The following is a 12,279-nucleotide window of genomic DNA, read 5'->3' on the forward strand; positions in this document are numbered from 1 at the left end:
GCCCCGAAGGACTCCTTTGCGACACTGGGGGACCTCAATGTTCCCTTCATGCATGCCGGTCCTCGGCTATGTCGGGTCAGCGTGGTTTCCTTGCGATCGTGAGCGGACAGAGGTCGACTCGGGCGAGCGCACAGCTGGTGCGCCGGATCGTGCCGTCCCCTCCCGGACAGGACTGGGAGGACGGCGCGCGCCGAGTGCTGCGCGCGCCACAGGGGTTCGTGCGCGTGCTCGGCGGGCCCGGCACCGGGAAGACCACGCTCATCGCCACCGCCGCCGCCGGCCGGATCCGCGAGGACGGCGTCGACCCGGAGCGGCTGCTCGTGCTCACCACCTCGCGGCGCTCGGCCGACGCGCTGCGCGTGGACATCACCCGCCGCCTCACCGCCGATCCCGGGCACACCGGGCGCACCATCCGCGAGCCGATGGTGCGCACCGTGCACTCCTACGCCTTCGCCCTGCTCCGGTTGCAGGCCAGTGCCGAAGGGATGCCGCCGCCGCGGCTGCTGTCCGGGCCCGAGCAGGACGTGGTGGTGCGCGAGCTGCTCAAGGGCGACCTCGAGGACGGCGCCGAGTACTGGCCGGAGCGGCTGCGTCCCGCGCTCGCCGTCTCCGGATTCGCCGAGGAACTGCGCGATCTGATCCTGCGCGCGGCCGAACGCGGCCTCGGGCCGGAGGATCTGATCAAGGTCGGGCGGCGCAAACACCGCGAGGAATGGGTCGCCGCCGGCCGGTTCTGGCGGCAGTACGAGGAAGTCAACCTGCTGCACGGCGCGGGCGGCAACGCGCTGGGCCTGCCCGGTGCGCCCGCGCTGGACGCGGCGGAACTGGTCACCTCCGCGTTGCTCGCGCTCGACTCCGACCCCGATCTGCTCGCCCGGGAGCAGCAGCGGATCCGGCACGTGTTCGTCGACGACGCCCAGCACCTGGACCCGCTGCAGTTCCGGTTGCTCCGGCGGCTCGGGTCGAGCGCCAAGGAGTTCGTGGTCGCCGGCGATCCGGACCAGTCGGTGTTCTCCTTCCGCGGCGCGGATCCGATGGCGCTCGCGGACGCGGACCCCGGTGACGAGCACACGGTCGTGCTGCGGGTGGCGCACCGGATGGCGCCCGCGGTGCACGCGGCGGTCACCCGGCTCGCGGGCACCCTGTCCGGGGTGGCCAAGCACCGCGACCTGATCGACGTCGGCGGGGCCGAGCCGGGCGCGGTCAAGGTGCGGCTGCTGCCCACCACCTCGGCCGAGGCGAGCTGGGTCGCCGACCAGTTGCGGCGGGCGCATCTGGTGGACGGGATCCCGTGGTCGGAGATGAGCGTGCTGGTGCGGTCGCCGGGGCAGTCGTTTCCGGTGCTGCAGCGGGCCTTGCGGGCCGCCGGGGTGCCGATCGCCACGGCCTCGGAGGATCTGCCGCTCGCCCAGCAGCCCGGGGTGCGGCCCCTGCTCACCGCGCTGCGGGTCGCCGCGGACCCGTCGCTGTGGACCGTCGACGTCGCCGAGGAACTGCTGTCCTCGCCGCTCGGCGGGGCGGATCCGCTGGCCCTGCGCCGGATGCGGCGCGGGCTGCGCCGCCTCGAACTGGCCGGTGGCGGCCAGCGCTCCAGCGACGAACTGCTGCTGGAAGTGTTGCGCGGTAACGATCTGCTGTCCGCCCTGGCCGAGGCGGAGGCGGCGCCGATCCGCCGGGTGGCCGAGCTGATCGAGGCCGCGCACCGGTCGATCTCCCGCGGCGCCGGGGTCGAGCAGGTCCTCTGGGATCTGTGGAAGGACAGCGGCTTGCAGGACAGGCTGCTGCGGCTGGCCAGGCGCGGCGGCTCGCTCGGCCAGCAGGCCGATCGCGACCTCGACGCGATCGTCGCGCTGTTCCACGCGGCGGGCAGCTACGTCGACCGGCTGCCCAAGGCGAGCGTCGCCGGATTCGCGGAATACCTTTCGTCCCAGCAGATCGCGGGCGACAGCCTGGCTCCGGTCGCGGCCCGGGGCGAGGGCGTCTCGCTGCTCACCGCGCACGGCGCCGCCGGTCGCGAGTGGACGGTCGTGGCGATCGCCGGGGTGCAGGAGGGCAGCTGGCCGGACCTGCGGCTGCGCGGCTCGCTGCTCGGCGTGGAACGGCTGGTCGACCTGCTGTCCGGAGTGGACGGCGACAACATCTCCGCGACCGCGCCGCTGCTGGCCGAGGAGCGGCGGCTGTTCTACCTCGCGGCCAGCCGGGCCCGCCGCGTGCTGCTGGTCAGCGCGGTGGCGGGGGAGGACGAGCAGCCTTCGCGGTTCCTCGACGACCTCGCCGAGCACACCGACGAGTCCACCGCGGACGCCCGGGTGAAGCCGCCGGGCCGTTCGCTGGTGCTCGCCGAGCTGGTCGGCGAGCTGCGGCGGGTGTCCTGCGACGGCCGGGCCGATCCGGAGCGGCGGCGGCGCGCGGCGCGCCAGCTGGCGCGGCTGGCCGCGGCCGGGGTGCCCGGCGCGCATCCCGATACCTGGTACGGCGTCCAGCCGGAGTCCTCCGCGGAGCCGCTGCACTCGGCGGGCGAGGTCATCAGGATCTCACCATCCACTGTGGACGTTCTGGCGAAATGCCCGCTGCGCTGGCTGATCGAGCGGCACGGCGGCACGGATCCGGCTCAGCTCGCCGCGATCACCGGGACGCTGGTGCACGGGCTGGCGCAGGCCGCCGCCACCGGGCACGACGACCAGCAGCTGCGCGAGGCGCTCGACGAGGCGTGGTCCCGGGTGGACGCCGGGGCGCCGTGGTACTCCCGCCGGGAGCGCCGCCGGGTCGAGCAGATGATCCGCAACTTCGTCGCCTGGCTGGAACGCAGCCGGTCCGAGCTGACCCAGCTGGGCATCGAACAGGACGTCGAGGTCGAACTGCCCTCGGGCGAGAACGAACTGCGGGTCCGGTTGCGCGGGCGGATCGACCGGCTGGAGGCCGACGAGCACGGGCGCCCGGTGATCATCGACATCAAGACCAGCAAGGTGCCGGTCAGCGCCGCCGACGCGGAAGCGCACCCCCAGCTCGCCGCGTACCAGCTCGCGGTGCTGCTCGGGGCGGTCAAGGACGGGCGGAAGCCGGGCGGGGCGAAGCTCGTCTACGTGGCCAAATCGCATATCCGCACCGGCGCCACCCAGCGCCAGCAGGAACCGCTGGACGACGACAGCGGGAAGCGCTGGCTGGAACTGGTGCACAAGGTGGCCACCTCGGCGTCCGGGCCGGAGTACCAGGCGCACGAGAACTCCGACTGCGATCGCTGCCCGGCTCGCGGCTCCTGCCCGCTGCGCCCCGAAGGCCGGCAGGTGACGGGACCATGACCGAGCACAGCCCTGCCCTTTCCCGGCCCGGTGGCCCGAGTACGTCCGCACGTTCTCAGCCGGGCGACGAGGAGCGGACCACCCCCGCCGAGATCGCGGTCGCGCTCGGCCTGCACCCGCCCACCCCGGAACAGGCCGCGGTGATCGCCGCGCCCACCGAACCGTCGCTGGTGGTGGCCGGCGCCGGGGCCGGCAAGACCGAGACCATGGCCGCCCGGGTGGTCTGGCTGGTGGCCAACGGAATCGTCACCCCGGAACGGATCCTGGGCCTGACCTTCACCCGCAAGGCCGCCCGCCAGCTCGCCGAACGGGTTCGCGCGAGGCTGCGGCGGCTGGCCGGTTCCGGGCTGCTGGACCGGATCGATCCCGGCGGGCAGCGCCGGGCGGCGGTGCTGGCGGGGGAGCCGACCGTGCTCACCTACCACGCCTACGCGGGGCGGCTCCTCGGCGAACACGGGTTGCGGTTGCCGGTGCAGCCGGGCGCGCGGTTGTTGTCGGAGACCTCGTCCTGGCAGCTCGCGCATCGCGTGGTGTCCACATGGGACGGTGACTTGGAGACCGACCGGGTGCCCGCCTCGGTCACCGCGCAGGTGCTCGCCCTGGCCGGTGAACTCGGCGAGCACCTGGTGGAGGCGGGTGAGCTGGCGGAGTACACCCGCTGGCTGTGCCGGGTGATCGAAAGCGCGCCCCGGGCCAAGGGGCAGCGCGAGGCGTTGCCGCAGCGACTTGTCGACATCGTCACCGCGCAGCGGTTCCGGCTCGAGCTGATCCCGCTGATCGAGGGCTACCAGCAGCGCAAACGGGCCGAGGGTGCGCTGGACTTCGCCGACCAGATGTCGCTGGCCGCCCAGCTCGCCTCCGGCCACCCGGAAGTCGTGGCGGGCGAGCGCGAGCGGTACGGCGCGGTCCTGCTCGACGAGTACCAGGACACCGGGCACGCCCAGCGCGTGCTGCTGCGAGCGTTGTTCGGTGGTGGGCAGAAGCCCGCGCTTCCGGTGACCGCGGTCGGCGACCCGGCGCAGGCGATCTACGGGTGGCGTGGCGCGAGCGCGGCCAACCTGCCACGGTTCACCACCGACTTTCCCCGCAAGCGCGCCAAGAAACTCGAACCGGCGGCGGAGTACGGGTTGCTCACCAGCTTCCGGAACCCGCCCGAGGTGCTGGAACTGGCCAACGCGATCGCCGAACCGCTGCGGGCCCGGGGGCTCGGCGTCGAGCGGTTGCGTGCGCGGGAAGGGGCCGGACCCGCGGACATCGACTGCGGCCTGCTGCCCGATATCCGGGCCGAGCGGGAATGGGTGGCCGACGCCGTGGCCCGGCGGTGGTTCGGCGAACAGGAGGCCACCGGCACCCCGCCCACCGCGGCGGTGCTGGTCCGGCGCCGGGCCGATATGGCGCCGATCGCGGCCGCCCTGCGCGCCCGGGGGCTGCCGGTCGAGGTCGTCGGGCTCGGCGGCCTGCTCGACGAACCCGAGGTCGCCGATCTGGTGGCGACCCTGCGCGTGCTCGCCGATCCGCTCGCCGGCACCGCGGTCGCCCGGCTGCTCACCGGTGCGCGCTGGCGGCTGGCGGCCGCCGATCTCGCCGCCCTGTGGCGCCGGGCCATGACGCTGGCCAGCCCGCCGCGCGCGGAAGGCGCCACGGTGGACGATCCGGCGTTGTTCGCCGAGCGCGCCGAGCAGACCGGGCTGGTGGACGCGATCGACGATCCCGGCGACCCGGCGCAGTACTCCGCGGAGGGGTATCGCCGGATCCGGCGGGTGGCCACCGAACTGGCGGCCCTGCGGAGGCGGCTGGACCAGTCGCTGCCCGAACTGGTCGCCGATGTCGAACGGACCATGCTGCTCGACGTCGAATCCCTGGCCCGGCCGGGCGGCGCCGGGCGGGCGCATCTGGACGCCTTCGCCGATGTGGTCACCGATTTCGCGGAGACCTCGCCCACCGCGAGCCTGATGTCCTTCATGGACTACCTGGCCACCGCGTCGCACGCGGAGGACGGGCTCACCCCGGGTGAGGTCGAGGTGGTGCCGGACCGGGTGCAGGTGCTCACCGTGCACTCCGCGAAGGGGCTGGAATGGCGGGTCGTCGCGGTGCCGCATCTGGTGCGCGAGGTGTTCCCGAGCAAGCGGCGGTCCTCGTCGTGGCTGCGCACGGTCACCGATCTGCCCGCCGCGCTGCGCGGGGACGCCGAGGACCTGCCGAAGCTGCGGGTGGCCGAGGGATACGACCGCAAGGAAATCGACGAGGGACTCCAGCTGCACGAGGAGGGGTTCGCCGAACGGGAGGCCGAGGAGGAGCGGCGGCTCTGCTATGTCGCGCTGACCCGGTCCGAGCACGCGCTGGTGGTGTCCGGGCACTGGTGGAACGAGTCGAGCGCGAAACCGAAGGGGCCGTCGGAGTTCCTCACCGAAATCGCCGAAATCCTGCGCGAGGAACGGGAAACGCCGATCGGCCGGATCGACGTGTGGACCGACGAGCCCGACGCCGACGCCGAGAACCCGTTGGTCACCGACTCGCGTTCGGCCACCTGGCCGTACGACCCGCTCGGGGAACGCCGCTGGGAGGTCACCGAGGGGATCGACCTGGTGGCCGGAGAACTGGCCGCCCTGGAGAGCGGCGAGACCCCGGACGGGGAGCCGGACGACGAGGAAGATCCGGACGGCTGGCTCGCGGACACCGAGGTGCTGCTCGCCGAGTGGACGGGAGCCCGGGAGAAAACCGAGCAGGTCGTGCTTCCCGCGCAGCTTTCGGTGAGCCAGCTGGTCGATCTGGCCGCCGATCCGGAGCGGCTCGCCGGGCGCCTGCGTCGCCCGCTGCCGGTGGAACCCAACACCTACGCGCGCCGGGGGACCGCGTTCCACGGCTGGCTGGAACGCCGGTTCGGCGGCGAGCGGCTGCTGGAGATCGAGGACCTCCCGGGCGCCGCGGACACCGCCGCGCCGCCCGACGGCGAACTCGAGGCGCTGCAGGCGGCGTTCGAGGCCAGTGCATGGGCGAACCGGATGCCGCACGAGGTGGAGGTGCCGTTCTCGACCGATGTGGACGGGGTGACCGTGCGCGGCCGGATGGACGCGGTGTTCGCCGATCCGGACGGCGGCTGGACCGTGGTCGACTGGAAGACCGGGTCGGTGCCGGACGAGGACAAGCTGGCCCCGCTCTCGGTCCAGCTCGCGGCGTACCGGCTGGCCTGGGCGGCGCTGGCCGGTGTCCCGGTGGAGAAGGTCCGGGCCGCGTTCCACTACGTGCGCCAGGACCACACCCTGCGCCCGGTGGACCTGCTCGACGCCGAGGGCCTGCGCGACCTGCTGCGGAGCATCCCCGCGATCTGACCGCGAATCCCGGCTGCCCGCGAGTTCCCCGTTCCGGTCGCGCGTGTCCCCCGTTCCGGTCGTCCGAGTTCCGCACTCCGGTCGCCGAACTCCATACTTGCCCGGGCAAGCTGCCGGAGCGTTGCCAGTCGCGGGACCGAGCGCTGAATGTCCGGGACCGACCCTATTGGGTTAGATACATGCAGGGCTGTATCTATGTATGCTGCTCGCATGACACCGCGGTCACGGGCAATGGCGCTCGCGCTTTTCGGGATAGTTCTGCTGATGTCGTCGGGCTCGCCCGCTGCCGCCGCCGGTGCGGATCCCGGCAGGGAGGTACGTAACCTGACGATCTCCGGGCAGCGCGCCGCGGTGCTGGCCGATCCGGCTTTCGCCGCGCGGTACGCGGCCGAGGTCGCCCGGCACACCGCCGAGCGGCTCGCGCTCCGCGTGCGCGATCCGGAACGCAACCCCGATCCGAACTTCTGCACGATCACGCCCGTCTGCGAGGGCGACGTGCGGTTGTACGACTGGGACGGGCGAGTCGAGCCCGTGCTGTTCACCGCCCGCAGCGGCGCGACGCTTTCCGGGCACGTGTGGGCGGCCCGGGCGGGTGCGGCGAAACGACCGGGGGTGCTGGTCATCAACGGCTCGATCGCGGGGTTCGAGCGGGCGTACTGGTGGGCGGCGCGGGCACTGGCCGAGGCCGGGTACGTGGTGCTCACCTTCGACGTGCAAGGGGAAGGGGACTCCGACCAGTTCGGCGAGGCGCCCGACGTCCTGGAGGGTTCGCGGGCCGGATTGCCGGTGCTCGGGGACGGGCTGCCGTTCTACGACGGCGGCACGGACGCGCTCGACTTCTTTCTGTCCACACCGGACAGTCCGTACGTGCCACGGGCCAGCCGGACCTCCGGCACCAGCCACGCGGGCAAGCAGAGCCGCCGGGTCGCCGCGGGGTTGAATTCCGCGTACAACCCGTTGTGGCGGCTGGTGGATCCGGGCAGCCTCGGGGTCACCGGGCACTCGTTCGGCGCGATCGCCGCGAGTTACCTGGGGCAGAGCGATCCGCGCCTGGACGCGGTGGTGGCCTGGGATTCGCTGTGCACCCCGGTGCAACCCGCACCGGACGAACTCCCCGCGTTCCTCCGCCGCGGGCCCGATCTCCTGCCCGGCCTGCCCACCCCGGCGGTCGCGTACGGTTTCGACCCGGAGTGCTTCAGCGCGCCACCGGGCCCGCAGCCGGTGCTGCGCAAACCCGCGCTCGGCATCAACGGCGACTACCTGCTGACGCCGACGCCGTATCTCACCCCGCCCGATCCGGGCTTCAAGGCACGGTCGTCGCGGGCGTACTCGGCGGCCGGAGTGGACACCGGCAACATCACCATCCGCGGCGGGACCCACCTCGAACAGTTCTTCGTCCCGCTCCCGGCGCCCGGCGCGTCGCTGCGCGGAATCGACCTGTCGGCGGACTACACCGTCGCGTGGTTCGACAAGTACCTCAAGCGGGATCCCGGGGCCGACGCGCGGCTGCTGACCGACCGGTGGCGGGACGATCCGGCCACCCGGGCCGTGGACCCGGACCACGACGGCAACCTCTTCTCCTACCACTACCGGTCGCGGCTCGACGTCCACCTGGCCGACGGAACCCGCCTCGGCTGCGAGGACTTGCGCGCGGGGTGCTCGCCCCGGCCGGGCACGTCCTGAAACACCGGCGGAACGGCGTTGCGCCGAGCGGGTGATGTTCGTCTACGATCCCCGGCGTGAGTGACGCGGAGCACCCGATCGCCGGTGTCGCATGATCAAGGGGATCAAGCGGTTCCCGCTCGGCGACCGGCTGAGCGACCAACCGGACCACACACTGGTCGGCGTGATCAGGATGCCGGAGGGCACGGTCAGCCCGTTGCGGGCGATCGTCCGCCGGGTGATCGGCGCTCTGCTCGCCCTGCTGGCGACCGTGCTGATCGTCTACCTGGACCGGGACGGCTACCGCGATGCCAACGGCGACGGCCTGTCCTTCCTCGACAGCCTCTACTACGCCACGGTGTCGCTGTCCACGACCGGTTACGGCGACATCGCCCCGGCGACCGCGTCGGCGCGGCTGATCAACGTCGTCGTGATCACCCCGCTGCGGGTGCTGTTCCTGATCGTGCTGGTCGGCACCACACTGGAGGTGCTCACCGAGCGCTCCAGGCAGGCTTTCCGGATCCAGAAGTGGAGGCACAAGGTGCGAGACCACGTGGTGGTCGTCGGTTTCGGCACGAAGGGCCGCGCCGCGGTGAAAACCCTTCTCGGGGACGAGAACCTCGAGCCGAACCGGATCGTCGTGGTGGACACCGACCAGCAGGCGCTCGACGCGGCGACCGCGCTGGGCCTGGTCACCGTGCACGGTTCGGCGACCCGCTCCGACGTCCTGCGGGTGGCCGGGGTGCAGCGCGCGCGGGCGGTCGTGGTCGCGGCGAACCGGGACGATTCCGCGGTCCTGGTCACGCTCACCGCCCGCGAACTGGCCCCCAAGGCGCACATCGTCGCCTCGGTGCGCGAGGCGGAGAACGTCCACCTGCTCAAGCAGTCCGGCGCGAACCAGGTGGTCATCTCCAGCGAGACGGCCGGCCGCCTGCTCGGGATGGCCACCTCGACCCCGCTGGTGGTGGACATGGTCGAGGACCTGCTCACCCCGGAGTCGGGCCTGGCGATCGCCGAGCGCGTGGTCGAGCCGTCCGAGGAGGGCGGTTCGCCGCGGCACCTGCCCGACATCGTGCTGGGGATCGTCCGCGACGGCACGCTGTACCGGGTGGATTCCCCGCAGGCCGACGCGATCGAACCCGGTGACCGGTTGCTCTACGTGCGCAAGGTGACCCGCGCCGACACCGTGGAGAGCTGAGCCCTTGCCCGGATGGGCGCTCTCCTGTGCTTACCCGGGCGTATCTGGAACGATTGACGGTGTGCCGTCTACGTCTCCGTCAGCGCACCTGCGCTGGAACGTACTAGCGATCGCCGCGCTGGTCGGCGTCGCGGTCGTGGTGATCGCCTGGTGGGTCGGGCCAGGGCTGTTCGGAACGAGCACGCGGAGCGAAGGCGCGGTCGTCGAGGCCACGGTGACCCGCCCGGTGCCCTGCACGGACGGCGGCGCCCAGGAGGCCGTGCGGTTCGAACTGGCCGGGCAGTCCCGGGAGGGCACGCTCAACGGCTGCGGGCACGGGCAGGATGAGCGGCTGAGCGTCGCGGTGCCGGACGACGCGGGCGCCGGGCCGGTGGCGGTCAGCCTGGCCGGGCTGTCCCAGGGCCACGGCGAACTGCGCCGGCCGGTCGGGCTCGCGCTGGTCGCGTTGAGCTGTTTCAGCGGCGGGATGTACGCGTTCCTGGTCGTGCGCGGGCCGCGGCCTCGCGCCCTCGCCCCGGGCTGATCTCCCGGGATGCTCCGAGTGGCGCTAGAGCCGGGCATCCGGCCCGGTCACAATGGCGATGACCAGCGCGCGGAGGGAGTACCGGTGTGGAGTTCCGGCTCCTCGGTCCGCTGGAGGCAGTGCGCGACGGGACGCGGATCCCGCTCACCGGGCGGCGGCAGCGGTCCCTGCTGGCCGCCCTGCTGTTCCACGCGAACACGGCCGTGACCATCGAGCGACTCGCCCGCGCGGTGTGGGACACCCCGCCGGTCGCGCCGACGTCGAACCTGCGCACCGGCATCGCCGAACTGCGCCGGAAGTTCCGCGCGGCGGGGGAATCCGGCGACGTGCTGACCACCGTTCCCGGCGGGTACCGGCTCACCGCGCGGCCCCGCGAGCTGGACCTGCTCGCCTTCGCCGACCTCGCCGCGCGGGGCGAGGCGGCGCTCGGGCAACGCGACCTCGCCGCCGCGGCGACCCTGTTCGGTCAGGCGCTGGCGCTGTGGCGGGGCGTCCCGCTGACCGGCGAGGAACCCGGCGCGGTGCTGCGGGCCGAGGTGGCCGTGCTGGTGGAACGGCGGGCGGCGATCGCCGAGCGGTACACGAGCGCCCGCATCGAACTGGGCGAATCGCACGCCGTCCTGGGGTACCTGCGTTCGCTGGTCACCGAGCACCCGTTGCGGGAAGAACTCTGGGCACAGCTGATGATCGCGCTCCACCGGTGCGACCGGCCGGTCGACGCGCTGGACACGTTCACCCGCGCGCGGCGGCACCTCGGGGACGTGCCGAGCCTGCGCTTGCACGTGCTGCGCCAGGACATCCTGGCCGGAAACCGTCCTCTTTAGACAGTTCAGGAAACTTCGGCGCCGGGGGCGGCGAAGGTGTTGCAGCGCGCGATCCGGTTGTCCTGCGCGCCGGTGCGCCACCACGCCGCGTAGTGCGCGTTGGTGCCGTGGTCGTGGCTGCCCGAGGTGTTGTCCCCGCGGGTTTCCTGGTCCTTCCACGCCTTCGCGTACATGTCCCGGGTGATCGAGCCGCCGCGGTCGACGTGCGCGCCGAGGAACATCCCGGAGAAGCACTGCGCCTGGAGTTCCTTGCGCCGCGCCATTTCCAGCCCGGCCTCGCTGTTCTGGCCGACCGCGTAGATCCGCTCCCACGCGGCGTCCATCAGCCCGGCGACCTCCTGGACGTGGTGCCCGTACTCGTGCGCGAACAGCGCGAGGTACACCCCGGGGTTGTCGCCGTACTGATCGGTCTGCAGGCCCCGGAACGGGACGTACAGGTTGTTCTCGCAGTAGTACGCGGCGGTCGCGATGCCGACCTTGATCGTGCCGCAGTCGGTCTGGAAGCTCGCCCCGGTGGGGAAATGCAGCGCGGGCGGGGTGAACGGGAGGTGGTAGTACTGCAGGAACGGGCCCCAGGCCCGGTCCAGGCACCGGCTGGCGGCGCTGAAGAACGCCTCGGCGCCCTGCTGGTTGCTGCGCCAGGTCGGCAGGTCGCAGGCCAGGTTCTTCAGGCCCGCGTCGGGATCCTGCAGGATCGGGTGGTCGGCGAGTTTGAGGATCTTCTGGTCGTCGGACGGACCGGGCTCCGCGGTCGGCGACGCCGCGCCGGCGCCGTTCCCGCCGCTGGTCGGCCCGGGCGCCGGTGCCGCGGCGGCCGGATCGCCCTGCTGCCCGGAGGTGGGCGAAGGGGCTTCGCGGCCCTGGGTCACCGCGACGTAGACGACGAGCCCGGCGAGCAGGACGGCGACCGCGCCGAGGGTGAGGGTCAGCAGGGGGCGCGCCGTCCGGGCCGGCGGCGCCCGGTGACTGCCGCCCGATCGCCCGGAGGGCGGAGGCAGCGGGGCGGAGGGGCCCGGCGGCGGTTGCGTCATCGGTGCTTTCCCGGGTCGTGTGGCACGGCCGCCGCGCCACCCGGCTGGCGCGGGCCGTAAGGCCGCCTTGTCACGGCATGGTCACAGCATAACGAGCGGGCCGCCCGGCGCGAGGGTGTACGCCGAAGATCACCGGCTGTCCGACACCCCTCCCCGCTGGTAGCCGAACGATGTCCGCTCTGCAAGAGTGTGCACGATTCCGATAGGACGACCGGGGAGTGTCGATGACTGAAACGGGAGGCTGGGCGGCTCCCGATCCGGATCGGGAACCGAAACCGGACGGCACGCAGCCAAACCCGCCCGAGGCCGGGCAACCGCAGGACCAGGCCGCACAGCCGGGCCGGGCGGAACCACCGCAGCAGCCGGGCCGGGCGGAACCACCGCAGCAGCCGGGCCGGGCGGAACCACCGCAG

The 12,279-nt window shown here is 72.9% G+C and carries 7 protein-coding genes and 1 pseudogene; 7 read left to right on the forward strand and 1 reads right to left on the reverse strand.

Features of this window, described 5'->3' with window-relative positions; all coding sequences use genetic code 11:
- Positions 1–68: 68 nt before the first annotated feature.
- From FXO23_RS15785 to FXO23_RS15810, 6 genes are all read left to right on the forward strand, one after another.
- Positions 69–3,299, forward strand: a complete 3,231-nt coding sequence (locus tag FXO23_RS15785; protein WP_158885446.1) for an ATP-dependent helicase — start codon at positions 69–71, stop codon at positions 3,297–3,299.
- The gene (locus tag FXO23_RS15790; protein WP_158885448.1) at positions 3,296–6,628 is read left to right on the forward strand and encodes an ATP-dependent helicase; all 3,333 of its coding nucleotides are present in this window, start codon (positions 3,296–3,298) and stop codon (positions 6,626–6,628) included. The genes FXO23_RS15785 and FXO23_RS15790 overlap by 4 nt, the downstream gene beginning before the upstream one ends.
- 210 nt (positions 6,629–6,838) lie before the next feature.
- On the forward strand, positions 6,839–8,311 hold the full coding sequence (locus tag FXO23_RS15795) for a hypothetical protein (RefSeq protein WP_158885450.1): 1,473 nt from the start codon (positions 6,839–6,841) through the stop codon (positions 8,309–8,311).
- A gap of 94 nt (positions 8,312–8,405) precedes the next feature.
- Positions 8,406–9,488 (forward strand): potassium channel family protein, encoded by a 1,083-nt coding sequence (locus FXO23_RS15800; RefSeq protein ID WP_158885617.1) that lies wholly within the window; start codon positions 8,406–8,408, stop codon positions 9,486–9,488.
- Positions 9,489–9,549: 61 nt separating this feature from the next.
- Complete coding sequence (locus FXO23_RS15805; protein WP_246257303.1) at positions 9,550–10,011, forward strand: hypothetical protein; 462 nt, start codon at positions 9,550–9,552, stop codon at positions 10,009–10,011.
- An 86-nt stretch (positions 10,012–10,097) separates the two neighbouring features.
- A complete protein-coding gene (locus FXO23_RS15810) occupies positions 10,098–10,835 on the forward strand; it encodes an AfsR/SARP family transcriptional regulator (protein ID WP_158885452.1) in 738 nt (245 codons plus the stop codon).
- Between the two features lie 5 nt (positions 10,836–10,840).
- Here FXO23_RS15810 and FXO23_RS15815 read toward each other — a convergent pair whose 3' ends face one another.
- Positions 10,841–11,866, reverse strand: coding sequence for a neutral zinc metallopeptidase (locus tag FXO23_RS15815; RefSeq protein ID WP_158885454.1), 1,026 nt, complete (start codon positions 11,864–11,866; stop codon positions 10,841–10,843).
- A 224-nt stretch (positions 11,867–12,090) separates the two neighbouring features.
- On the opposite strand from FXO23_RS15815, the pseudogene FXO23_RS51570 reads away from it, so the two are divergent.
- Positions 12,091–12,279, forward strand: a pseudogene (locus FXO23_RS51570) (hypothetical protein); the annotation flags it as partial.

It is taken from the genome of Amycolatopsis anabasis (assembly GCF_009765355.1).
In the GTDB taxonomy this organism is placed as follows: Bacteria; Actinomycetota; Actinomycetes; order Mycobacteriales; family Pseudonocardiaceae; genus Amycolatopsis; species Amycolatopsis anabasis.